Below are 23,627 nucleotides of genomic sequence, written 5' to 3'. Positions count from 1 at the left end.
CCGTGACCGAGACCGCGCACGCCCTGGGTGCATCGGGCACCTTCTGGGAACTCGTCGAACGCCGGGCCGGCCTGACCCCGGACCGCCCGTTCCTGATCCAGGACGACCGCACCCTCACCTTCGGTGAGTTGCGCGACCGCGGCGAGCGGGTCGCGGCCGGGCTGTGGGAAACGGGCGTACGCCCCGGCAGCGTCGTCGCCTGGCAGCTGCCGACCCGGATCGAGACGGTGCTGCTGTCGTTCGCGCTGACCCGGATCGGGGCCGTGCAGTCGCCCGTCATCCCGTTCTACCGGGACCGCGAGGTGGGGTTCGCGCTGCGCGAGTCGAAGGCGGAGTTCTTCGCCGTACCGGGCACCTGGCGCGGCTTCGACCACACCGCGATGGCCGGACGGCTGACGGCGGACCGGCCGGTGACGGTGTTCGAGGCGTACGCGTCGCTGCCGGACGGCGATCCGTCGGTGCTGCCGCCGCCGCCCGGCGACGGCACGGGGGTGCGCTGGATCTACTGGACCTCGGGCACCACCTCCGATCCGAAGGGGGTACTGCACACCGACCGCAGCCTGATCGCGGGCGGCTCCTGCCTGGCCCACGCGCTGCATCTGTCGGCCGACGACATCGGCTCGATGGCCTTCCCCTTCGCCCATGTCGCCGGGCCCGACTACTCGGTGATGCTGTTGCTGTACGGCTTCCCGGCGGTGCTGTTCGAGCACTTCGCGATGCCGGACGCGCTGGAGGGCTACCGGCGCCACGGGGTGACGGTCGCGGGCGGGTCCACGGCGTTCTACTCGATGTTCCTGACCGAGCAGCGCAGGACGCCGGACCGGAAGCTGCTCCCCACCCTGCGGCTGCTGGCGGGCGGCGGGGCCCCGAAGCCGCCGGAGATCTACCACGCGGTGGTCCGGGAGATGGGCGTCCAGCTCACCCACGGCTACGGCATGACCGAGGTCCCCATGATCACGATGGGCGCCCCGGACGACACGGTGGAACACCTCGCCGGGACGGAGGGGCGGCCGCCCGCGGGCATGGAGATCCGGATCACCGACGAGGACGGCAAGCCGCTGCCGCACGGCACGGACGGCGAGGTGCGGCTGCGCGGCGAGGCCGTCTGCCAGGGCTATCTGGACCCGGCGGCGACCGCGTCGGCCTTCGACGCGGAGGGGTTCCTGATCACCGGCGACGTCGGCCATGTCAGGGAGAGCGGGCATCTGGTGCTCACCGGGCGGCTGAAGGACATCATCATCCGCAAGGGCGAGAACATCTCCGCGAAGGAGATAGAAGACCTGCTGCACCGGCACCCGGGCGTCGGGGACGCGGCGGTGATCGGGCTGCCGGACCCGGAGCGGGGCGAGCTGGTCTGCGCGGTCGTGGAGCAGCCGGCGGGTGCGGCGCCGCTGACGCTGACGCAGCTCACGGGGCATCTGCGGGCCGAGGGACTCTCCGTGCACAAGCTGCCGGAGCGGCTGGAGGTGGTGGCCGCGCTGCCGCGCAACGACGCCCTGCGCAAGGTGCTGAAGTACCGGCTGCGGGAGCAGTTCGGCTGAGAGCCCGACGGGGGTGCGGGTGCCGCCCCGCACCCCCTCGGTGCTACGTGTCCGGGGCGATCACCGTGAAGTAGTCGGCGAGCGCCGACACCGCCTCGTCCTCCGCGATCCGGCCGTCCTGGTCCGCGTCCAGGTTCCGGGCCGCGAGCCGCGCCGTCCCGGCGTCCGCGCCCAGCACCTGCAGCGCCCGTTCCACGGCGGGCACGTCCGCCGTGCCCAGGTCGTCCCGGTCCGCCACGGCGATCGCCGCGCGCAGGAAGGGGCGGGCGATCTCCGCGAAGCGCTCCGGGTTGTCGCGCAGCCGTTTCACGGCCCCGCCCACGAACTCCTCACGGGTGACGCGCTGGTCCCCGTCGACATCGGCGATGCCCGCCATGCCCTGCCAGAACGCCTCGGCCCCGATGTAGAGCGCCTGGCCCTTGTCGCAGCGCGCCGTCGTACCGAATTCGGCGAGCAGACGGGCCGCGGCGGCATTGAAATCCGCGCGATCGATGTATCCGTTGCCGTCCTGGTCGAAGGCGGCGAAGCGGAAGGCGATCTTGCGCTCGTACTCTGCGCTGTCCATGCGGGGAGCGTACGACGCCGGAGGGCGTCACGTGTCACTTACGCGCTCCACCGGTGTCACGACCCGGTCGTCGCCGCCCGCCGCCGCCCCCTGCGGACGGCGCCCCGGAGCGGCTTCACGCGGAGAGCGGCCGGGCCCGGTCGTCGACGGCGGTGTCCCAGTCGGGGTAGACCTCGAAGAGCCGGCGTACGCCGAGGGCGGCGAGCACCCGGTTGACGTGCGAGCCCTCCTCCGCGCCCCGGGCCGGCAGGATCAGCCGCAGCCGGCCCCCGCAGGAACGCATCAGCCGGCGGGAGGCGATCAGCACACCGACCCCGCTGGAGTCGCAGAACAGCACCTCGGAGAGGTCGAGCACCACGTCGTGGCGGCCGACGGCGACCGCGTCATGGACGGACTGGCGCACCGCGGGCGACGTCAGCAGATCCAGTTCGCCGCTTATGTGCAGTACGGTCCATTCGCCCTGCACGGTCTCGGCCACATCTAGTGTCACGCCACTGGGCCTCTCGTTCCGGGGCTTCCGACGATCCGGAAGTTTCCGTTCCTTCTCGCGGCTGCCCCAGCCGCGCTCCCATGAAACACCGGGCGGCCCGACAGGGCACAGTCGGATTCGAACAGAAATGATCGGTTCGGGTCCGATTCCGCCGGAGCCGACTGACGCATTCCCTATCATCCCGGGCCTCTTGGCGGGCGTACTTGCCGTAAAGGGACGCACATGGTCGGCACCGCCGACTACATTCGATGTGACGAGGGGAACAGAGCAGAGGGAACAGGGTCGGGGGTCGCATGGCCAAAAACGCACCACCCCGCTGGGACCGCAAGATGCAGCAGCGGCTGGCACGCGGTGAGGCGGCGGCTCTCGGTGAGCTCTACGACCGGTTCGCCTCGCTCGTGCACAGCCAGGCCCACCGGATGCTGGACGACGAGACCGCCGCCGACCTGGTGACCCGCGAGGTCTTCGGCTACGTGTGGGAGAACCCGGGCGCCTACGACCCCAAGGAGGGCTCGATGCGCTCCTGGGTGGCCCGGCTCACGCACCGCCAGTCCGTGCGGCGGCTGCGCGAGGAGAACGGCCTGCCCGACGGCCCGGACGAGGACAGCAGCGGTCCGGAGGAGCGGGTGCACCGGGCCACGGTCGCGGCCCGCGCCGACTACATCGTCGCGTCCATGCCCGCCCCGCTGCGGGCCGCCCTGGAGCTCGCGTACATCCAGCGCCGGGACTACCGGCAGACCGCGGCCGATCTCGGGGTCACCGAGGACGAGGCCCGCCGCCGGCTCCGCCTCGGTCTGCAACTGCTCTCCACCGCGCACACCCGTCCGCTCGAAGGGATGTCGCCGCCCGGATACGGACGGCCCCTGTGACCGACGACGGAACGGACGGCCGGGGTGACGGCGGGCACGACGACGAGGTCCGGGGCGCACCGCGCATACCGGGGCCCCGGGCCGCCGCGGACGACTTCGACCTCTCCGCCGTACCCCTGCCTCCGCCCGTCCCCGCGACCCCGCCCGAGGAGCCGCGCGCGACCCCGCGGCCGACAGCACCGGAACCGGAATCCGCCGTGGCACCACCGGCCCCATCGAACCCGTCGGACCCGCCGGTGCTGACGCACCGGGTCCTCAAGGCGCTCCTCGGCGCATGGGCCCTGGCGGCCTGCTCCGCGGAGGAGACCGAGGCCGTCGAGGCGCATCTGACCGAGTGCGCCGCCTGCGCGGACGAGGCCCTGCGGCTGCGGGACGCGGTCGGGCTGCTGCACACCGACCGCAGCCTGGATCTCGACCCGACGCTGCGGACCCGGGTGATCGACGCCTGTCTGAGCCGCCGCCCGGCCGACATCCCGGTGCCGGACTGGGCCGCTCCGTACGACGCGGAGACCGCGCGGCTCGACGCGCTGCTCCGTGACATCGGCAGCTCGGAGTGGCACGCCCCGGTGCGGCTGAAGTGGTTCGAGGGCGAGCAGGAGGCCGGCCGCAAGACCACGGTCGCGGGCGTCATCAGCCATCTCATGGCCGTCGACGGGCTGATCGGCACCGCGCTCGACCTCGACGTGCCGCTCGGCGACGGAGTCCTCGGCCGGGGCGCCGACTGGCCGCTCTCGCCCACCGCACGCACCGAGCGGTACTGGTCCGCCGCACTGCGGCCGCCCACCCGCGCGGTCCACGAGCCGTGGCGGGCGCAGAGCCACACCCTCATCCGTACGGTGTCCTTCGCCGGCCGCGGGGTCTGCGAGCTCTCCGTCTCGTACGGGGACTTCGCCCTCCCGATGCACGACGCCCTGCTGGACCGGGCCTTCGAGTGCTGGATGCACGGCGGCGACATCGCGGAGGCGGTGGACTATCCGTACGAGGCGCCGTCCGCCGCCCACCTCAACCGGATGATCGACCTGGCGGCCCGGCTGCTGCCCGCCGCCCTCGCCGAGCGCCGCAGGACCGGTCTTGCCGGGCCCGCCCGCCATCTGGTGACGGCCGGTTCGCCTGGCCGTTCGCTGCATCTGGAGGTCGAGGGTTCGGGCGGCGGCGACTGGTACATCCCGCTGGACTCCCCGGCCGCGCTCGGCTCCCCCGCGCACACCGTAGCGCAGGTCGCACTGGACGGCGTGGAGTTCTGCCGGCTGGTGGCCGGGCACGTACCGCCCGTCGAGGCGGCGGCCGGTCAGGAGGGCGACCGCGAGGCGATCCGCGACGTGCTCTCCGCCGCGGCCTCGCTGAGCCGCCTGTAGTTCCTTCCGTGCCCGGCGCTCAGGCGAAGACCACCGTGCGGCGGCCGTTGAGCAGGATGCGGCGCTCCGCGTGCCACTTCACGGCCCGCGCCAGCGCCTGGCACTCCACGTCGCGCCCGATGGCGACCAGCTGGTCCGGGGTGACGTTGTGGCCCACCCGCTCGACCTCCTGCTCGATGATCGGCCCCTCGTCGAGGTCCGCGGTCACGTAGTGCGCCGTCGCACCGATCAGCTTCACACCGCGGGCGTGCGCCTGGTGGTACGGCTTCGCGCCCTTGAAGCTCGGCAGGAAGGAGTGGTGGATGTTGATGATCCGGCCGCTCAGCTGCTTGCAGAGGTCGTCCGAGAGGACCTGCATGTAGCGGGCGAGGACGACCAGCTCGACGTTCTCCTCGCGCACCAGCTCCAGCAGCTCGGCCTCGGCCGCCGCCTTGGTGTCCCTGGTCACCGGGATGTGCCGGAAGGGGACGTTGTACGAGCCGACCAGCTCGGCGAAGTCCGTGTGGTTGGAGACGACCGCGGCGATGTCGACCGGCAGCGCCCCGATCCGGGAACGGAACAGCAGGTCGTTGAGGCAGTGCCCGAACTTGCTGACCATCAGCACGACCCGCATCCGGTCCGCGGAGCGGTGGATCTGCCAGTCCATCCGGAAGGAGTCGCCGACGGCGGCGAAACTGGCCCGCAGCTTCTCCACGGTCACCGGGGCGTCCGCCGAGAAGTGGACCCGCATGAAGAACAGACCCGTGTCGTGGTCGCCGAACTGCTGGCTGTCCTCGATGTTGCAGCCGGTCATGAAGAGATAGCTCGACACGGCGTGCACGATGCCCTGCTTGTCGGGGCAGGACAGCGTGAGGACGTACTGCTCGGGGGCGGCGTCGGCAGGCCGTGGCACAGTCATCCTCGTAGCGTGCCACACGGGCCGGGAATCAGGCAGACCTGGTCATTATGCGGAGCACGTCCAGGGAGCGCGGCGGTGTGTCGGGATCCTCGCCGTCGTTCCCGGCGAGCAGCACATGGGCCTCGCGGGCGGCCAGTACCGCCTCCTGCCAGCCGTGGTGCTCCAGATACGCCGAGACCGGGGCGTCCGCGCCGACCTGGTGCATGATGCGCAGCACCCGGAGCACGGCGATGTCGACGAGCGCGGCCTCGCCGGTGTCGCGGAAGATCGTCCCGATGTACTTCTCGGCGGACCAGTTGTCCAGCCAGGTGTCCTCGACCAGGCGGTACACGGCGTCGGTGACGTCGCCGTACCCCTCCCGGCCGGCCAGCCAGCACTCGTGGTGGAAGACGGGGTCGGAGAGCATGTGCAGCGCCGAGCGCACGTTGCTGCGCCAGCGCCACCAAGGCATGTCATTCAGCGGCATGCCGCCCATGGTGGAGGAGCGACGGCCGCGACGGGAAGAGTTCTCCGAACCTTGCTGCACGGTCATCGATCGTACGTTCCCTTTTCCGCCGACCGCACCGGCCCCTGTAATTCACCTGGATGTCACTGAGCGTTGAGCGGGGCACTCTGTGGCGTTACCCCGCGGCCGGAAATGTTCGTGTCCATGACCGGACGGCGACGCCCCATCCTCACCCGCCCCTACAAGCTCCTCACAAGTGCGGCGGCGGCCGGGGCGTTGCTGGTCACCGGCTGCGGCGCGCTCCCTGGGGCCACGGGGGGCTCCAGGGAGCCCGTCACCGTCGTGACCTGGGCCCCCGGCGGTGGCACGGGTCCGGACGCGGTGAACATGGCCGGCATGACCGCCATGGCCCGCACCTACGCCCGCTGGGCCAACGACAACGGCGGGCTGGCCGGTCACAAGCTGCGGGTCGTCACCTGCGACGAGCAGGACACCTCGATCGGGGCGGCGAACTGCGCGCGGCTGGCCATCAAGGAGAAGGCGGTGGCGGTGGTCGGCTCGTACAGCCGTCACGGCACGGCGTTCATGCCGCCGCTGGAGGGCGCCGGAATCCCCTACATCGGCGGGTACGGCGCTTCCGACGAGGAGTTCAGCAGCTACGTCTCCTTCCCGGTCAACGGCGGCCAGCCCGCCCTGCTGGCGGGCAACGCCCGGCAGCTGTCCCGCAATTGCCGGCGGGTGTCCGTGGTCCGTCCCGACACCCTGCCCGGCGACGGCCAGGCGTGGCTCCTGCGGACCGGCCTCACCGAGGCCGGCCGGCCCGCGCCCACCGACATCCGGGCACCCGAGTCGGCCACTTCGTACGACGAGGCCGCCGCCCCGGCGCTCCAGGCCGCGGGGGCGTCCGGCGGCTGTGTGACGGCGGTGCTCGGGAAGCGCACGGAGACCTTCTTCGACTCCTTCCGGCGGCTCGAACCGTCGTACGGGGAGGTCCGGATCTCCTCCGTGCTGGGCAGCGTCGACCAGCCGCTGATCGACAGCACCGGCGGCCGGAACAGCCCGTTCGAGGGGGCGTACATCACCGGCTGGTACCCGGACGCGGGCGACGCCCGCTGGGACGCGATGCGGAACGTGATCCGCAAGCACGCCTTCGGCGACAACCGGATCGACCCGGACGACACGGGCGTGCAGACGACCTGGATCGCGTACACCGTGCTGAAGAGGATCGTGGAGTCGGTCGACTCCGCGCAGATCACTTCCTGGAAGCTGACCTCCGCCCTCAACCAGGGCACCCCGGCGGAGACCGGCGGCCTCACCCCGGTGCTGCGCTGGGGCTTCACGGACGTGCTGGGCTCGTCCTCGTACCCCCGGATCGTCAACACCGGGGTGACGTATCAGGTGGTGCGCGACGGCCGGCTCGTCGCGGACCGGAAGGGCTTCATGGACGTCTCGAAGACTCTGTCGGACGCCAGCGCGAGGAGCTGACCCGCGGCGCCGGCCCGGATTCGCCGGACGGGCGCCGCGGGGCGGTCCGTCAGAGCTGCGTGGCCGCCCGCCGGGTCAGTCCGTACTTCGTCGCAATCGAGTTCCACAGCCCGGACGCCTGCTGCTTCGCCTTGCTCGCCTCGCCGCTCTGCACGGTGGCCTGCTGCGTCTCGGAGGTCGTACGCGCCTTCCCGTGCTTGCACACCTTCTTGCCGTGCTTGGCCTGCGCGGCCCATGCGGCGTAGTGCTCGTCGGCGGCGGCGGAGGCCCGCCAGGCCTTGGTGAGGGAGGCGGTCAGCCGGGCGTGGTCCGGCAGCTTGTCGACGCTCAGCCCTTCGAGCCGGGTCACCAGATCGCGGCGCTGCTGGGCGGCGCCCTTCAGATCGGTCACGGCCTGGTCCAGATCCGTGCAGTTCTTGGTCTTCTCGACGGCCCCGATGACCGCGGCGCGGCTGTTGTTGCTGTCCGCCAGCAGCTTGTCGAGCGCCTCGGCCTGCGGCTTCGCCGGGTCGGCCGCCGCCTGCGTGGAGGGCTCCTTCCCGGTGGGCGAACTCGCCGCGGCGACCGGCTGCTTGTCGTCCTTGCCCTTGTCGTCGCCGCCGCTCAGCAGCGCACCGGCGCCGAGACCGACCACCGCGCAGCCGGCCACGACCGCCGCGATCAGCGTGACGTGGGCCCGCTTCCTGCGCGGCGGCTGCGGCTCCTCGCCCACCGGCTGGTACCCGGTCTGCGGGGGCTGCTGCGCCTGCGGGGCGGCCTGGTACTGCGGGGCGCTCCGGTACTGCCCGCCCGGGTGCTGACCGGGGTGCTGACCGGGGTGCTGACCCGGGTGCTGGCCGGGGTCGAGCCGGGGCATCTGCTGGGTGGCGCCCGCCGGTTCGTCGTTGCGGAACAGGTTGTCGAACTCGGCGGGCGGCTGCCGGTCGCCCGGGGCGCCGGGCCTGATGCCGTAGGGCGTGGAGCCGGGGACCGGCGGGATGAACTGGGTCGCCTCGGCGTCACCGCCGGTGCCGGGCTGCTGCTGGTACGCCTGCTGCTGCGGCGGCACTCCGTGGCCGAGGAACGTCGTCGACTCGGCGGGGCTCTCCGGCGGCAGCCCGCCCGGTCCGGGCCCACCGGGCACCGGCGCGATGTACTGGGTGGCCTCCGCGTCCCCGCCCATGCTCATCCCGGGCACGGCCTCGGGCGGCAACGGCTGCCCGAACGACTGCGGCGGCTGCGGCTGTTGCTGCATCTGCTGGGGCTGCTGCATCTGTTGCGGCTGTTGCATCTGCTGAGGCTGCTGCGGCTGTTGCATCTGCTGCGGCTGCGCGGGGGGCAGCGGCTGGGCCTGCGGCATCTGGGCATGCTGCGGGGCGTGCGGCTGCCCGTACTGTCCCTGCCCCGGCTGCCCGGGGCCGTACTGCCCCTGTCCGTACGCCCCCTGGCCCTGGGCGTGCCCCTGGTGCCGGGGCTGGTGCTGAGGCTGTTGCGAGGGGTCCTGGTGCGCCGCCTGCGGCCCCCAGGGCTGCCCCCACGGCTGGCCGCCCGCCGGGGCGGCCTGATCCGCGGGGCCCCCCGGTATCCAGGGCTCGCCGCCACCCGCGGGCAGCACGACACCTTCGTGCGTGGGCCGTACAGCAGGGAGCTGCTGCTCGTCACCCTGTCCGCTCTGCGTCACCGGGACTCCTACGTGTAAACCTACGGAATCGTCGGCTCACGCTATCGGGTGGTTGCCGCCGTTCGCCAAGCGTGTGTTGTCACTCACCAGCCCTTCACGTGCGCTGTAACACTCAGCGCTCTTAAGACGCAGTTAATGGAGCGTCCTGACGCACTCGCAATGAAGCGTCCTGACGCACTCGCAACGGAGCGTCCTGACGCACTCGCCGGCCGGGCCCCCGTTGCCCGGCCCCGGTCAGGCCGCCTGGAGCTCCAGTCGGGCGCCGAACTCGCGCACCGCCGACTCGTCCCCGTACGGGATCAGCCGCTGCTGGAGGTCGTCCAGATACTCCGCTCCCCGGCTGGAGCGCACCGACCCCAGCAGCTCCATCGCCCGCGTGCCCGTGTGGCAGGCCTGCTCCACCTCGCGCATCTGGACCTGGGCCGTGGCCAGCAGCACCAGGCCGATGCCGCGACGGCGGGTCCGGGACTCCGGGTGGCCGGCCAGCGACTCCTTCGCGCGGCGCGCGGCGGACTCCGCCTGGCCGAGGTCCCGGTGACAGTGCGCCAGCTCGTCCGCGAGATAGGCGCGGTCGAAGTGGGCGATCCAGTCGGGGTCGTCGCCCGTGTCCGGTTCGGCCCGTTCCATGGCGGCCAGCGCACGGCCCGTCACCGACTGGCAGGAGCGGGCGTCGCCGAGCAGGGCGTGGCCGCGCGCCTCCGCCGCGTAGAACATCGCCTCCGCCCGCGGTGTCACACGCCCGCGCGCGCCCTCCTGGGCGGCCCGGGCCAGCTGGGCGATCTCCCTGGGGTTGCCGAGCTGCGCGGCGAGATGGCTCATCGAGGCGGCCAGCACATAACCGCCGTACGCCCGGTCGCCCGCCGCCTGGGCCAGCCGCAGCGCCTGGATGTAATAACGCTGGGCGAGCCCCGGCTGGCCGGTGTCGACCGCCATGTACCCGGCGAGTTCGGTGAGCCGGGCGACCGCCCCGAACAGCTGCCGGCCGACCGCTTCCCGGTACGCCCCGGAGAGCAGCCCGGAGACCACGCTGTTCAGGTAGTGCACCAGGACCGGCCGGACGTGCCCGCTGCCGAACCGGTGGTCGAGATCGATCAGCGCGGTCGTCATCGCCCGCACCGCCTCGACGTCCGGCATCCCGACACGGGCCCCGGCGGCCCGTGCCACCTGCGGGTCGGCGCCGGTGATCAGCCAGTCACGGCTGGGTTCGACGAGCGCGGAGGAGGCGACCGCCGAACCGGACAGAAAGTCCCGGCGGCCGACATCGCTGCGCCACAGCTCGCAGACCTGCTCGATCGCGCCGATCACGGTCGGGGCGAACTGGAGGCCGACGCCGGACGCCAGATTCTTGCCGTTGGCCATCCCGATCTCGTCGATCGTGACCGTACGGCCGAGCTTGCGGCCGAGCGCCTCGGCGATGATTCCCGGTGCCCTGCCGCGTGGTTGCTGTCCGCGTAGCCAACGGGCCACGGACGTCTTGTCGTAGCGCAGGTCGAGCCCGCGTTCCGCGCCGACCATGTTGACGCGGCGGGCGAGGCCGGCGTTGGAGCATCCGGCTTCCTGGATGAGCGCCTGGAGCCGTTCGTTCGGCTGGCGGGCGACGAGAGGCCTGGCTGCCATGTTTCCCCCTGAGGCCGCAGTGATCATTGAGCCGATCACTGCCCGGCGAATACGCGGAAAATGCACAGATTCATCGTGTTCGTCACGTGCGTCTTGTTCCTTGTCATTCATGTCGGCATATGACAGAGGCCGACCGTTACGGACCCGCACAGGGGCGGTCCGGCGGTTGCCCGTATGTGGCTACCCGCCCTGCCCGGCACCGCCTCACGCGCGCCCCCGCCCATGCATCCATGCGCCCCGTGTGCCGGATCGATACGCCGGGACCGCACCCGTCACGCCCGTAACCCCAAGTCTTGGCCGTAGTTGTGCTGAGCGTGGAAGAGCCCATCGCAGTCGAAGAGCCCGTCGGAGTCATGGAAGCCGCGAAGGTCCCCCAGCAGCGGGGCGAGCAACTGCTCGACGCGGCGGTGCGGTACGCGGAGGAGCGGCACTGGGACGTGTGCCCGGGCACCTGGCTGGAGGCGGCGGAGGGTACCGAGCGGTGCTCCTGCGGCGCTGCCGGCTGCGCCGCCCCCGGCGCCCATCCCACCGGCCCCGACTGGGCGGGCCAGGCGACCGGGAGCGGGGCCGCGGCCCGCCGGATGTGGTCCAGGCACCCGAAGGCGTCGATCCTGCTGCCCACCGGCCGCAGCTTCGACGCGATCGAAGTACCGGAGTCCGCCGGCTTCCTGGCGCTGGCCCGGATGGAGCGGATGGACCTGCCGCTGGGCCCTGTCACCTGTAGCCCCGACCGGCGGATGTTCTTCTTCGTGCTGCCGGGCGCGGCGGCCAGGTCGGACGACCTCGTGAGGAAGCTGGGCTGGCAGGCCGCCGCCATCGATCTGGTCGCCCGGGGCGAGGGGCACTACGTCACGGGCCCGCCGACCCGGGTCGGCGGTCGCGGCGCGGTGCAGTGGGCACGCCGCCCCACCCCCGCCAACCGCTGGCTGCCGGACGCGCAGGAGCTCATCAGCCCGCTCGCCTACGCCTGCGCCAGGGAAGCGGCCGACGCGCGGACCCGCCTCTGACGGAACACCCTTTCGTAGGCTGGTCCCGGAACACGGGGCCACCGAAAGGCAGAGGAATCATGCGTGACCGCGCAGAGACCGACAGAGCGGTACGGGCGGACGGAGCGGACGGAGCGGACGCGGCGGGCGAATCCGGTGGGGCGGCGCCCGCCGTTCGCGTACAGGGGCTGTGGAAGCGGTTCGGGGAACAGACCGCGGTGGCCGGGATCGATCTGGAGCTGCCCGCGGGCAGGTTCATCGGTCTGGTCGGGCCCAACGGGGCGGGCAAGACCACCACGTTGTCGATGGTCACCGGACTGCTCCGGCCCGACCAGGGCAAGGTCGAGGTGGCGGGCCACGACGTGTGGCGCGACCCGGTCGAGGTGAAGTCCAGGATCGGTGTGCTGCCGGAGGGGCTGCGGCTCTTCGAACGGCTCTCGGGGCGCGAACTCCTCGCGTACACCGGCAGATTGCGCGGGCTGCCCGGCGCCGAGGTGGACAAGCGGGCCACCCAGCTCCTGGACGTGCTCGATCTTGCGGGCGCCCAGCACAAACTGGTCGTCGACTACTCGACCGGCATGCGGAAGAAGATCGGGCTCGCGGCCGCGCTGCTGCACAACCCCGAAGTGCTGTTCCTGGACGAGCCGTTCGAGGGCGTCGACCCGGTTTCGGCGCAGACCATCCGCGAGGTCCTGGAGCGGTACACCCGCTCGGGGGCGACCGTCGTCTTCTCCAGCCATGTGATGGAGCTCGTGGAGTCCCTCTGCGACTGGGTGGCCGTCATGGCGGCGGGCAGGATCCGGGCGCAGGGCACCCTGGCCCAGGTGCGCGGCGAGGCGCCCTCGCTGCAGACCGCCTTCCTCGAACTCGTCGGCGCCGGATCCCGCGCCACCGACGGCTCCCTCGACTGGCTGGGCGGCAAGCGATGAGCGTGCTCGATGCCCCCGCGGGCGCCGCCCCCGGACGGGCCGCGAACGAGAAGCTCGTCCCGGTCTTCGTACGGCTGAAGCTGACCCTGCTGCGCAACGGGCTGCGGCAGTCGGCCGGCCGGCGGGCCGCGTACATCGCCTCCGTCGTCGTCACCCTGCTGTTCGCCGCGGGCCAGCTGATCGGGCTGATCGCGCTGCGCGGGAACGCCCACACCGGCTCCCTCGTGGTGCTGCTGGCGGCGGTGCTGGCGGTCGGCTGGGCCGTGATGCCGCTGTTCTTCCCCAGCGGTGACGAGACTCTGGACCCGAGCCGGCTGGTGATGCTGCCGCTGCGGCCGCGCCCGCTGATCTCGGCGCTGCTGGCGTCCTCACTGGTCGGGATCGGTCCGCTGTTCACGCTCTGCCTGACGGCCGGATCGGTGTTCGCGGTGGCGCGCGGGGCGGCCGGCGCGGTGTTCGCCGTGGTGGCCGCGCCGCTCGCGCTGCTGGTGTGCGTGGCGCTGGCGCGGGCGGTGGCCACGGCCAACACCCGGCTGCTGACGTCCCGCAAGGGCCGCGATCTCGCGGTGCTCAGCGGGCTGGTGATCGCGGTGGGCTTCCAGGTCGTCAACTTCGGCGCCCAGCGGCTCGGCCGGGCGGGCGGGCTGTCCGCGCTCGACCCGGTCGCGGACGTGGTGCGCTGGCTGCCGCCCGCCTCGGCGATCGGGGCGGTGGACTCGGCGTCGCGGGGCTCGTACGGACCGGCCCTCGCACAGCTGCTGCTCTCCGTCGCGGCGCTGGTCGCGCTGCTGTGGCTGTGGCAGCGGAGCCTGGTGAAGCTGATGACGACCCCGGACGGCTCGACCCTGGCGGCCGCCGGGCCGGGCCGCGAGAAGGCCGGCAAGGGCGGCTCCGGGCTCGCCTCGCTGCTGCCGCAGGGGCGTACCGGGACGGTGATGGAGCGCAGCCTGCGGTACATCGCGCGCGACCCGAAGACCAAGGCCGCCTGGACGACGGCGCTGGCGATCGGGCTGATCGTGCCGATCCTCAACGCGCTCCAGGGCACCGGCTCGGTCTACTTCGCCTGTTTCGCCGCCTGGATGCTCGGCATCCAGATGTACAACCAGTTCGGACAGGACACCTCGGCGTTCTGGATGGTGGCGCTGACGATCTCCTCCACCCGTGACGCCTATCTGGAACTGCGGGCGCGGGCACTGGCACTGCTGCTGATCACGCTGCCCTACACGATCGTGGTGACGGTGGTGACGGCCGCGGTGCTCGACGACTGGGCCGCGCTGCCGGAGGTCATGGGGCTGTCGTTCGCGCTGCTGGGCGGGATGCTGGCGACGGGCGCGGTGGCGTCGGCGAACTTCCCGTACTCGATCCCGCAGGACGGGGCGTTCAAGAACGTGGCGCCGGGGCAGGCCGGGCTCGCCTGGATCTCCATCTTCGGCGGCATGGTCTCTGCGGGGCTGCTCTGCGCGCCGGCGATCGCGGCGACGATCTGGCTGCACGTCGCGGACCACGAGCAGTGGCTGTGGCTGCTGCTGCCGGTGGGGGCGGTGTACGGGGCGCTGATCTCCTGGGCGGGGCTGCGGGTGGCCGCCCCGCGCACGGCGGACCGGCTCCCGGAGATCCTGGCGGCGGTCAGCAAGGGCTGAGGACGGCCGCGGCCGGCCCCGCGGGGCCGGCCGCGCCGCTCCGTCGCACCACCCGGTCAGGACGGGACGGGTTCGCGCTCCGCCTGGGGGTCCTCGGCGAACTGCTCCAGGAAGGGTTCGACCGCGGCGCGCCAGCCCTCGGGCTGGTCGTAGTGGACGAGATGGCCGGCGTCGGCCACTTCCGCGTACTGCCCGCGCGGCAGCACCCGGACCATCTCCTGGGCCTCCGCCCGGCCCAGCTCGCCGTCGAGCCCCCGGAGCACCAGGGTCGGGCAGCGGACCTGCGCCAGCTCCTCCCAGTGCGCGTCGAACACCCAGGTCGCGCGGGAGCGGAGCATCTGGCGGCGGGAGAAGACGGGGCGCCAGCCATCGGCCCGCTCGGCCATCACCTCGGCGAAGAACTCGCCGCGGGCCGGGTTGGGCCGCTCCACCCAGGGGTCGTCCTCGCCGAACCACTTCCGTACGTCGGAGAGCGTCGCGAACGGCACCGGCCAGGACTTGAACCAGTCCTCCCACTCGCGCTGCGAGGCCGCGCCGAGCGCGGAGGCCCGCATGTCGCAGATGACCAGCGCCCGCACCAGATCGGGGCGCTTCGCGGCGAGCTGCCAGGCCGTCAGCGCCCCCATGGAATGCCCGACGAGGGTGACGGGGGCGAGGCCGAGCTGCTCGATCGCGGCCTCGGCGTCGGCGACGTACGCGTCACGGGTGTACGGGCCTTCGGCCGGCTTGTCGCTGCGGCCGTGCCCTCGCTGGTCGAGGCCGACGGCCCGGTGCCGCTCCGCGAGCCAGCGGGCGGTCGGGGCCCAGTGCGCGGCCCGGCCCATCAGGCCGTGGAGCAATAAGACCCCGGGGGCGCGCTCGCCCTCCGTGCGCCCCTTGGGCGGGTCGGCGAACTCCCAGGCCGCGAGGCGTAAGCCGTCGGTCCCGGTCACATCGATGCGCCGCACCATATGTCCTGGCACCCCCTTCTGGTCCTCGATCACCGCTTGATCACAGCCTCGATCACCGCGTGGTCGCGTCACGCCAGACTATCGAACTTGTATTCGAAAACCGGGTTCTGCCACCCAACACCGCTCGTTCGAGTGACCGGCCCCAAGGATTGACCGGGGCGGCGACGGGGAGACCTTCTCCGGGAGGCGGGCCACTCGGGGATGAGGGCCCGTGGGGACCGACCTTGAGAGCTCGGGGCTCCAGGTCGGAGCAGGGGAGGACAGGCCCCGGCGCCGCGAGGCGCCGGGGCCCTCCGTCTTCCGGGGAGCCGTCGGCGGCGATGCGCATCGGCGGGCGCCGGCACCGGTCCCCCGGGCGGCGGTGTGCGATGCAGCAAGAATGTTCGATTCACGGGCACGCGATGCGCGGGCGGCCGGCACCGCGGCAGCCACCTTCCGGTGCGCGTGCCCGACATGCCGGACACGCGAAAACGACGGGCGCATGCACCTGCTCCCTCCCCGACCGCGCGACCAGTTGGCCGACACTCTCAGGTATGCCTCAGCCACAGCCTGGCACGCGATCCGTCCGGGCGCTGCACTTCCGGACGGAAAATCGCTGAGCGGACGCCCCCGCTTCAACGCTCCGGCGGTGCCCCGGCAACGACATCCGGCCGAGCAGCGCCCCGGCGGCGCGAATCCGGGCGGAGAACACCGGCCCCGCCGCGCCCCCGGCCGGCGCCCCTCCCCGGCATCCGCCCGGGGAGCCCGGCCGGCTGCCGGTCCCGGCGGCGGGACAGTCGCCGACCGGGCATTCAGCGACCGGCCATTCAGCGGCCGGGCACTCAGCGCTTGGCGACGAACACGTGCGAGGCGACCTCGGTGTCCAGCTCCGCCGCCTCACCGCTGCTGCCCACCAGCACACCGCCGGGCGACTGCGTCACGCTGACCACGGAACCGGGCTGCACACCCGCACGCCGCAGCGTGTACATCAGCTGGGCGTCCGTCTGGATCGGCTCACCGATCCGGCGCACGACCACCGTCTTGCCGTCCGCCCCCGGGTCGAGCTCCGCCAGGCTCACCATGCCCTCGTCCAGGAACGGGTCGGCCTCGGCCTTCTCGCCCAGCTCCTCCAGGCCCGGAATCGGATTCCCGTACGGCGACTCCGTCGGGTGACGCAGCAGCTCCAGCACCCGCCGCTCCACCGCCTCGCTCATCACATGCTCCCAGCGGCACGCCTCGGCGTGGACCTGCTCCCACTCCAGGCCGATCACATCGACCAGCAGGCACTCGGCGAGCCGGTGCTTGCGCATCACCCGCGTCGCCAGGCGGCGCCCCTCGTCGGTCAGCTCCAGGTGCCGGTCGCCCGCGACCCGCACCAAGCCGTCACGCTCCATCCGCGCCACCGTCTGGCTGACCGTCGGACCGCTCTGGTCCAGCCGTTCCGCGATCCGGGCGCGCATGGGGACCACGCCTTCCTCTTCGAGTTCGAGGATGGTGCGGAGATACATCTCCGTGGTGTCGATCAGTCCGGACATTCGTGCCCCTCGATGCTGTGACAGGAAAACGTCGTAAGCGCTGTGCGCTGGCCCTCCCCCAATTCTGACGCATACCGCCGACAACCGTGCCGGGCCGGTCGAACGCCGGACGCCGGAGCCCGGCAGGCGGTATTGACATGTCACTGGTCCAGACCGCAACGTGATCCGCGGCACGGACACCCATGAACACTTCTTCCCGCCGGAAAGGGCCTCCTCGATGAGCGACAGCAAGCTGGCCGGTCAGTTCTTCGACGCAGCGATCGGCCTGCTGGAGCGGGTCCGCGACGAGGAGTCCGGCAACATCGCGGCCGCCGGTGCCGCGATCGCCGACACCGTGGAGGCGGGCGGCAGGCTCTTCGCCTTCGGCGCCGGACACTCCTCGCTCGCCGCGCAGGACGTCGTCTACCGGGCCGGCGGCCTCGCCCTGATGAACCTGATGGCCGTCCCCGGAACGGTCGGCGTCGACGTCATGCCCGCGACGCTCGGCTCAGCGCTGGAGCGGGTCGACGGACTGGCGGGCGCCGTGCTCGACTCCAGCCCCGCTGCCACCGGCGACGTCCTCGTGATCATCTCGCTCTCCGGCCGCAACGCGCTCCCGGTGGAGATGGCGCTGAACGCCCGGGCCCTCGGCCTGAAGGTCATCGGCGTGACCTCGGTGGCGTACGCGGACGGCACCCGCTCCCGGCACACCTCGGGCGGCTTCCTGCGGGACCACTGCGACATCGTGCTCGACAGCAAGATCGCCATCGGCGACGCCGAGCTGACCCTCGACGGGATCGAGGCGCCGTTCGCCCCCGCGTCGACGGTCGTCACCAGCGCGCTGATGCAGGCCATGATGGCCGCCGCCGCGGAACAGCTGGTCGCCCGGGGCATCGAGCCGCCGCTGCTGCGCTCGGGCAACGTCGACGGCGGCCACGAGTGGAACGGCCGCGTCATGACGGAGTACCGGGACCGGATCTTCTACCGCCGCTGATCGCGCCCGGGCCGCCGGCCGCCCCGCTACGGGCACGCCGGCAGCACGACCCGGACCGTCAGGCCGCCGCCCGGGTGCGCCGTCGCACTCGCCTCGCCGCCGTGTGCCCTCGCGATCGACGCCACGATGGAGAGCCCCAGGCCGGCTCCCTCACCGGGAGCGTGGCGGCGGTCCTGCGCCCGGCGGAACGGCTCGAACAGCAGCGGCACGGTCGCCGCTTCCACCACCGGCCCGGTGTTGGCGACCTCCAGACCGCCCGGTCCCACCCGGATCCGTACCGTCCCGCCGGGGTGGTTGTGGCGCAGCGCGTTGGCGACCAGGTTGTGCACGAGATGGCCCAGCAGGACCGGGTCGCCCTCGGCCGGCAGTGGCCGGGCCTCCGCCTCGACGGTGATGGAACGATTCTTCGCCTCCGGCTCCAGCGCCTCGGTCACCGTGGCCGCGATCGCGCCCAGTTCGACCCGTTCGCGCCGCCGCAGGCCCTCGTCACAGACCGCGAGGAGCAGCAGTCCCTCGATGAGCTGCTCGCTGTCGGCGGCGGTGTCGATGAGTTTGTCCCGGATCCAGGCGACCTTCTCGGGCGGCGGGTCGTCGGCGAGGCCGATCTCGGCTGCGGCCCGCTGCACGGCGAGCGGGGTGCGCAGCTCATGGGCGGCGTTGGCGGCGAACCGCTGGCGGGCGGCGACCAGCGCCTCGATCCGGTCGAGCATCCCGTCGAAGGTGTCGGCCAGTTCCTTGAGCTCGCCGGGCGGGGCCTTCAGCGCGAGGCGTTCGTGCAGGTTGCTGCCGGAGAGCCGGCGGGCGCGGGCGGTGATGACGCCGACCGGCCGCAGCACCCGCCCCGCCATCCACCAGGCGAGCGCGACGGAGAGCACCGAGTAGGCGGCGAGGGAGACCCCGGAGACCGTCAGCAGCTGGTTGAGCGCGGCGTCCCCGGCCGCCGTGGTGACCCTCTTCGCCACCGCGTACTGCCCGGGTTCCATGACCACGGTCCGCGCCCAGTCCGACGACGGCAGCTCGGGCGTGGAGGCCACGCCCGACCGAATGGCGGGGGTGGCCCCGTCGGGGACCGCCGGGGCCACCGCGGTCAGCACACTGGCATAGAGGCGCTCGCTGACCAGCAGGTAGACCAGCCCCATCAGCAGGGCACCGGCCAGCACCAGCAGTCCGCCGTACAGCGCGGTGAGCCGGGCGCGCTCGCTCCTCACCGGCTCTCCCCCGGCCGGTCCGCGGAGCCGCCGTCCGGCCGGTCCGCCGGCCCGTTCACCCGTCCGGTCGGGGGGCCGTGGTGCCCCGGCCCGTCCGCGAGGCCGTCCCCGACGCGGTAGCCGGCCCCGGGGACCGTCTCGATCACCGGGGGCGCGCCCAGTTTGGCGCGGAGCTTGGACAGGGTGACCCGGACCGCGTTGGTGCGATAGCTGGTGTCCTCCTCCCACACCTCCTCGATCAGGTCGTCGCCGCTGACGACCGCGCCCTCGGCCCGCAGCAGGGTCTCCAGCACGGCGAACTCCTTGCGGGAGAGCGAGAGGTAGCGGCCGTCGCGGCAGACCTGGCGGCGTGCGGTGTCGAGCGTCAGCCCGGCCCGCTCCAGGACCGGCGGGAGAGCGGGGCGGGCACGGCGGCCGAGCGCCAGGACCCGGGCGAGGAGTTCGTCGTACGCGAACGGCTTGGTCAGGTAGTCGTCGGCGCCGAGCCCGAGGCCGGCCACCCGGTCCCGTACCGTCCCGGACGCGGTGAGCATCAGGATCCGGGTCAGCAGGCGCATGCCGACGACCCGCCGGCACACCTCGTCGCCGTGCAGCCCCGGCAGATCGCGGTCGAGGATCATCACGTCGTACGCGCCGAACCGAAGCCGGTCCAGCGCCGCCCGGCCGTCGGGGGCGATGTCCACCGCGACGGCGTCGCGGCGCAGCCCCTCGGCAATCATCCCTGCCAGGAATTCCTCGTCCTCCACCACCAGCACGCGCATGAGTTCTGTTTAACCCAAAGCGATGTTTCGTCGGTGTAAGCATCCGGGCTGAGAGAAACGAAACCGCCTCCTCACACACGCTCAAGCCGTACGTATCCGGCCTGCCAGCAACGGACGAGGAGTCTGCATGAACCCGGTCACTTCCCACCGGACCACCTCCCGCACACAGAGCCGCGGCGTCGTCGCCGCCTGTCTGATCGCCGCCGCCGTCGTCCTGTCGGCCACCGCCTGCTCGGGCGACGGCGGCGGAAGCGGAAGCAAAACCAAGAGCGCGGGATCCGCTTCGGGCACCAAGAAGACGAACGAGGACCAGGCCCTGGAGCACCGCAAGTGCCTGCGGGAGCACGGCCTGGACGTCGCGGAGCCGAAGCCGGGCGAGGACGGCCGCGGAATAACCATCGGCAACGACGGCAAGAGCAAGGCAGAGATGGAGAAGGCGTTCAAGGCCTGCCAGGACAAGGCGGTCGGCGGCGGGGCCAAGGAGCTCAGCCAGGCCCAGAAGGACAAGATGCTCGCCTTCGCCCGGTGCATGCGCAAGAACGGCATCGACATGCCCGACCCGAAGTTCGAGGGCGGGATGGCGCAGGCGCCCGCGATGCAGCAGAAGGACATGAAGAAGTTCGAGAAGGCCAACGCGGCGTGCGAAAGCGCCGGGCGGTGAGGCGCGGGCGCGTCATGGTGGCCGCCGCGGCGGTACTCGCCGTGGCGGCCGGGTCACTGGCTCTCACCCGGTTCGGCTCCGCCGGGGAGACGGGTGGCCCGGGGAACGCCGGGCTGCCCCCGGCCACCGCCTCGATCCAGCGCGGCGACCTGCGCGACAGCGCCCAGGCGGACGGCACGCTCGGCTACGACAAGCAGCGCAAGGTCAACGCGGGCGCGGCGGGCACCACGACCTGGACCCCGCGCACCGGCTCGACCGTCAAGCGGAACGAGCGGCTGTACGAGGTCGACGGCCGGGCGGTGTGGCTGATGTACGGCTCGGGGCCGATGTACCGGACTCTGAAGCCGGGCGACCGGGGCCGGGACGTGGAGCAGCTGGAGCGCAACCTCGCGGAGCTCGGCTACACCGGCTTCACCCCGGACGACGAGTACACCGAGCTGACCGCGGCCGCCGTCAAGCGCTGGCAGAAGTCCCACGACAGCGAGCGGACCGGAACGGTGGGGCCGCAGGACATCGCCTTCTCCCCGGCGGAGGTCCGGATCAAGAGCGTCGAGACAGCCGTCGGTGAACTGGCCCAGCCCGGCGCTCCGGTCCTCACCACGACCGGCTCCGAGCGCATCGTGACATTCGAGCTCGACGTCGCCGAGACCCAGCTCGCCAAGGCGGGCACCAAGGTCACCGTCGATCTGCCGGACGGCAGCAGCGCGGCCGGGTCGGTCTCCTCGGTCGGCCGGACGGCGAAGCCCGGCAAGGACCCGCAGGACAACAGCCCCAAGGTCACCCTGACCGTCTCCTTCGACAAGCCGGACCAGGTCGGCGGCTTCGACCAGGCGCCGGTCACGGTGAACCTGACCGGCGAAGTGCACAAGGACGTCCTCAGCGTCCCGGTGAACGCGCTGCTCGCGCTGCCCGGCGGCGGCTTCGGCCTCCAGGTCGTCCAGGACGGCACGGTCCGCGACGTGAAGGTCGAGCTCGGCATGTTCGCCGAGGGCCGGGTCGAGGTGTCCGGCGGCGGGCTGCGCGAGGGCATGAAGATCGGGGTGCCGAAGATATGAACACGGTCGTCGGCCTCAGGGGCGTCACCAAGGAGTACCCGGGCCCGGTCGCCGCCCTGCGCGGGGTGGACCTCACCGTCGAGGAGGGCGAACTCCTCGGCATCGTCGGCCCGTCCGGCTCCGGCAAGTCCACGCTCCTGCACATCATCGGCACCCTGGACCGCCCCACCGCCGGGTCGGTCCACATCGCGGGGCACGACGTGGCGGCGCTCTCCGACCGCAGGCTCTCCGCGCTGCGTGCCCAGCACGTCGGCTTCGTCTTCCAGGCGTTCCACCTGGTGCCGGGCGTCAGCGCCCGCGACAACGTCGCGGAGGGCCTGCTGTACTCGGGCCTCTCCCGTACCGCACGCCGCCGCAAGGCCGCCGCCGCGCTGGAGCGGGTCGGGCTCGCCGACCGCCTCGACCACAAGCCGCACCAGCTCTCCGGCGGACAGAAGCAGCGGGTCGCCATCGCGCGGGCCGTCGTGGGGCAACCCGCGCTGCTGCTGGCCGACGAACCGACCGGGGCGCTCGACTCGTCGTCCGGGGAAACGGTGATGAAGCTGCTGCGCGACCTCAACCGGGAGGGCGCCACCATCGCGGTCATCACGCACGACACCGAGATCGCCCGGGACCTGCCGCGCGAAGTGCGCATCCGGGACGGCCAGGTGGTCGCGGACGTACGCAACCCGTCCGCGGACGCACGCGATCGGTCCCCGGGCATGCGCGATCCGTCCACAGCTGTACGCGACACCTCCGGAAACGGCCGCTCCCCCGCCACGACGGGAGCGGACCAGTGAGGGCGCGGCGCGCGGGCCGCGGCGCCGACGGCCGGGGGCGGCTCGAAGCGGCCCGGCTCGGCCCCCGGGACGTGCTGCACGTCGGCTCGGCGGGACTGCGCAGCCGGCCCATGCGGGTCGTGCTCTCCGCCCTGGGCATCGCCATCGGCATCGCGACGATGATCTCTGTTGTGGGCATCTCCGCCTCCAGCCAGGCCCAGCTGCTCCGGGAACTCGACAAGCTGGGCACCAACCTGCTCGTGGCCTCCCCCGGCGATTCGATGTTCGCCGGGCAGGACGTCGAACTGCCCGAGGACGCCGTCGGAATGGTGGGCCGCATCAAGGGCGTCGAGGAGGTGGGCGCGACCGCCGACCTCGACACGACCGCACGCCGCAACGAGAAGATCGACAAGGACGACACGGGCGGGATCGTCGTCAAGGCGACCACCGGCGACCTGCTGCGGGTGCTGCGCGGCGAGGTCCACAGCGGCCGCTGGCTCAACAACGCGACCGGACGCTACCCCTCCGTCGTGCTCGGCCATGTCTCCGCGGAGCGTCTCGGCATCACCGCCGCGGGCCGGCAGGTATGGATCGGCAACCGGTACTTCACCGTGGTCGGCATCCTCGCCCCGCTGCCGCTCGCCCCGGAGATCGAACGCTCCGCGCTGCTCGGCTGGGAGGGTGCGAAGCGCCTGCTGGGCTTCAAGGGCCACCCGACGTCGGTGTACGAGCGCTCGGCCGACGCGGCGGTGCAGGACGTGCGCGAGGTCATGGCGGCGACGGTCGACCCGCAGAACCCGCAGAACGTAAAGGTCACCGACCCGTCGTCGGCGCTCCAGGCCAAGGCGGCGACCGAGGGGGCGTTCAGCAGCATGCTGCTGGGCCTGGGCGGCATCGCGCTGCTCGTCGGCGGCGTCGGAGTCGCCAACACCATGATCATCTCGGTACTGGAGCGGCGGTACGAGATCGGGCTGCGCCGCTCGCTCGGCGCGACCCGGGGCCAGATCCGCATCCAGTTCGTCACGGAGTCGATGATGCTCTCCGGCCTGGGCGGCCTGGCGGGCGTGGCGCTCGGCGCGGCAGCGACCGCGGTGTACGCGTACTCCGGCGGACTGCCCTGGGTGGTGCCGCCGTGGGCGATCGGCGGTGGCTTCGGCGCGACGCTGGTGATCGGCACGATCGCGGGCCTCTACCCCGCGGTGCGGGCGTCCCGTCTCTCACCGACGCTGGCGCTGCACGCGGCGTGAGGACGAACCCCGGCCGGGGT

22 protein-coding genes are annotated in these 23,627 nt (G+C 72.5%); 12 read left to right on the top strand and 10 right to left on the bottom strand.

Going from position 1 to position 23,627, the window contains the following annotated elements:
• Positions 1-2 precede the first annotated feature (2 nt).
• The gene (locus tag ACGF8B_RS19395) at positions 3-1,541 is read left to right on the top strand and encodes a class I adenylate-forming enzyme family protein (RefSeq protein ID WP_392739849.1); all 1,539 of its coding nucleotides are present in this window, start codon (positions 3-5) and stop codon (positions 1,539-1,541) included.
• Between the two features lie 43 nt (positions 1,542-1,584).
• On the opposite strand, the gene ACGF8B_RS19390 is transcribed toward ACGF8B_RS19395, so the two are convergent.
• On the bottom strand, positions 1,585-2,106 hold the full coding sequence (locus ACGF8B_RS19390; RefSeq protein ID WP_392739847.1) for an EF-hand domain-containing protein: 522 nt from the start codon (positions 2,104-2,106) through the stop codon (positions 1,585-1,587).
• 115 nt (positions 2,107-2,221) lie between these two features.
• Positions 2,222-2,596, bottom strand: a complete 375-nt coding sequence (locus ACGF8B_RS19385; protein WP_392739845.1) for an STAS domain-containing protein — start codon at positions 2,594-2,596, stop codon at positions 2,222-2,224.
• 293 nt (positions 2,597-2,889) lie between these two features.
• On the opposite strand from ACGF8B_RS19385, the gene ACGF8B_RS19380 reads away from it, so the two are divergent.
• Positions 2,890-3,465 carry an RNA polymerase sigma factor gene (locus tag ACGF8B_RS19380; protein ID WP_392739843.1) on the top strand — a complete coding sequence of 192 codons (576 nt, stop codon included), beginning with the start codon at positions 2,890-2,892 and terminating at the stop codon, positions 3,463-3,465.
• The gene (locus tag ACGF8B_RS19375) at positions 3,462-4,820 is read left to right on the top strand and encodes a zf-HC2 domain-containing protein (RefSeq protein ID WP_392739841.1); all 1,359 of its coding nucleotides are present in this window, start codon (positions 3,462-3,464) and stop codon (positions 4,818-4,820) included. Before ACGF8B_RS19380 ends, ACGF8B_RS19375 begins: the two co-directional genes overlap by 4 nt.
• Positions 4,821-4,839: 19 nt before the next feature.
• On the opposite strand, the gene purU is transcribed toward ACGF8B_RS19375, so the two are convergent.
• The gene (gene purU / locus ACGF8B_RS19370) at positions 4,840-5,718 is read right to left on the bottom strand and encodes a formyltetrahydrofolate deformylase (RefSeq protein ID WP_392739839.1); all 879 of its coding nucleotides are present in this window, start codon (positions 5,716-5,718) and stop codon (positions 4,840-4,842) included.
• A 28-nt stretch (positions 5,719-5,746) separates the two neighbouring features.
• Entirely contained in the window at positions 5,747-6,193 is a 447-nt protein-coding gene (locus tag ACGF8B_RS19365; protein WP_392740136.1) for a hypothetical protein, read from the bottom strand.
• Between the two features lie 174 nt (positions 6,194-6,367).
• Here ACGF8B_RS19365 and ACGF8B_RS19360 point away from each other — a divergent pair, with 174 nt between their 5' ends.
• On the top strand, positions 6,368-7,648 hold the full coding sequence (locus ACGF8B_RS19360; protein ID WP_392739837.1) for an ABC transporter substrate-binding protein: 1,281 nt from the start codon (positions 6,368-6,370) through the stop codon (positions 7,646-7,648).
• A gap of 49 nt (positions 7,649-7,697) precedes the next feature.
• On the opposite strand, the gene ACGF8B_RS19355 is transcribed toward ACGF8B_RS19360, so the two are convergent.
• Positions 7,698-9,308 (bottom strand): hypothetical protein, encoded by a 1,611-nt coding sequence (locus ACGF8B_RS19355; RefSeq protein ID WP_392739835.1) that lies wholly within the window; start codon positions 9,306-9,308, stop codon positions 7,698-7,700.
• A 234-nt stretch (positions 9,309-9,542) separates the two neighbouring features.
• Positions 9,543-10,925 carry a transcriptional regulator gene (locus tag ACGF8B_RS19350; RefSeq protein WP_392739833.1) on the bottom strand — a complete coding sequence of 461 codons (1,383 nt, stop codon included), beginning with the start codon at positions 10,923-10,925 and terminating at the stop codon, positions 9,543-9,545.
• A gap of 353 nt (positions 10,926-11,278) precedes the next feature.
• Between ACGF8B_RS19350 and ACGF8B_RS19345 the strand changes: the two genes are divergently transcribed.
• From ACGF8B_RS19345 to ACGF8B_RS19335, 3 genes are read left to right on the top strand one after another with little or no spacing between them, the layout of a single operon-like run.
• Positions 11,279-11,932 (top strand): bifunctional DNA primase/polymerase, encoded by a 654-nt coding sequence (locus ACGF8B_RS19345; protein ID WP_392740134.1) that lies wholly within the window; start codon positions 11,279-11,281, stop codon positions 11,930-11,932.
• 59 nt (positions 11,933-11,991) lie between these two features.
• Positions 11,992-12,840, top strand: coding sequence for an ABC transporter ATP-binding protein (locus tag ACGF8B_RS19340; RefSeq protein ID WP_392739831.1), 849 nt, complete (start codon positions 11,992-11,994; stop codon positions 12,838-12,840).
• Entirely contained in the window at positions 12,837-14,480 is a 1,644-nt protein-coding gene (locus ACGF8B_RS19335; RefSeq protein WP_392739830.1) for a transporter, read from the top strand. Before ACGF8B_RS19340 ends, ACGF8B_RS19335 begins: the two co-directional genes overlap by 4 nt.
• 56 nt (positions 14,481-14,536) lie before the next feature.
• Here the strand turns inward: ACGF8B_RS19335 and ACGF8B_RS19330 are convergent, their stop codons facing one another.
• Both ACGF8B_RS19330 and ACGF8B_RS19325 read right to left on the bottom strand, forming a co-directional pair.
• Positions 14,537-15,430 carry an alpha/beta fold hydrolase gene (locus tag ACGF8B_RS19330; RefSeq protein ID WP_392740131.1) on the bottom strand — a complete coding sequence of 298 codons (894 nt, stop codon included), beginning with the start codon at positions 15,428-15,430 and terminating at the stop codon, positions 14,537-14,539.
• Positions 15,431-16,251: 821 nt separating this feature from the next.
• Positions 16,252-16,944, bottom strand: coding sequence for a metal-dependent transcriptional regulator (locus ACGF8B_RS19325; protein ID WP_365480281.1), 693 nt, complete (start codon positions 16,942-16,944; stop codon positions 16,252-16,254).
• Positions 16,945-17,161: 217 nt separating this feature from the next.
• On the opposite strand from ACGF8B_RS19325, the gene ACGF8B_RS19320 reads away from it, so the two are divergent.
• On the top strand, positions 17,162-17,917 hold the full coding sequence (locus ACGF8B_RS19320) for an SIS domain-containing protein (protein WP_392739828.1): 756 nt from the start codon (positions 17,162-17,164) through the stop codon (positions 17,915-17,917).
• A 26-nt stretch (positions 17,918-17,943) separates the two neighbouring features.
• On the opposite strand, the gene ACGF8B_RS19315 is transcribed toward ACGF8B_RS19320, so the two are convergent.
• Positions 17,944-19,125, bottom strand: coding sequence for a sensor histidine kinase (locus tag ACGF8B_RS19315; RefSeq protein WP_392739826.1), 1,182 nt, complete (start codon positions 19,123-19,125; stop codon positions 17,944-17,946).
• Complete coding sequence (locus ACGF8B_RS19310; RefSeq protein WP_392739824.1) at positions 19,122-19,886, bottom strand: response regulator transcription factor; 765 nt, start codon at positions 19,884-19,886, stop codon at positions 19,122-19,124. The genes ACGF8B_RS19315 and ACGF8B_RS19310 overlap by 4 nt, the downstream gene beginning before the upstream one ends.
• 127 nt (positions 19,887-20,013) lie before the next feature.
• Here ACGF8B_RS19310 and ACGF8B_RS19305 point away from each other — a divergent pair, with 127 nt between their 5' ends.
• The 4 genes from ACGF8B_RS19305 to ACGF8B_RS19290 are packed head-to-tail and all read left to right on the top strand — an operon-like array spanning position 20,014 to position 23,607.
• Positions 20,014-20,547, top strand: a complete 534-nt coding sequence (locus ACGF8B_RS19305; protein ID WP_392739822.1) for a hypothetical protein — start codon at positions 20,014-20,016, stop codon at positions 20,545-20,547.
• Positions 20,548-20,561: 14 nt separating this feature from the next.
• Positions 20,562-21,602, top strand: a complete 1,041-nt coding sequence (locus tag ACGF8B_RS19300; protein WP_392739820.1) for a peptidoglycan-binding protein — start codon at positions 20,562-20,564, stop codon at positions 21,600-21,602.
• Positions 21,599-22,381, top strand: coding sequence for an ABC transporter ATP-binding protein (locus ACGF8B_RS19295; RefSeq protein ID WP_392739819.1), 783 nt, complete (start codon positions 21,599-21,601; stop codon positions 22,379-22,381). Before ACGF8B_RS19300 ends, ACGF8B_RS19295 begins: the two co-directional genes overlap by 4 nt.
• A complete protein-coding gene (locus tag ACGF8B_RS19290) occupies positions 22,378-23,607 on the top strand; it encodes an ABC transporter permease (RefSeq protein WP_392739817.1) in 1,230 nt (409 codons plus the stop codon). The genes ACGF8B_RS19295 and ACGF8B_RS19290 overlap by 4 nt, the downstream gene beginning before the upstream one ends.
• The last annotated feature ends 20 nt before the right edge of the window (positions 23,608-23,627 follow it).

Origin of the sequence: Streptomyces sp. NPDC047917, assembly GCF_043204345.1 — a bacterium.
GTDB lineage: Bacteria > Actinomycetota > Actinomycetes > Streptomycetales > Streptomycetaceae > Streptomyces > Streptomyces sanglieri.
This window is presented reverse-complemented; position numbering and strand designations above follow the sequence as displayed.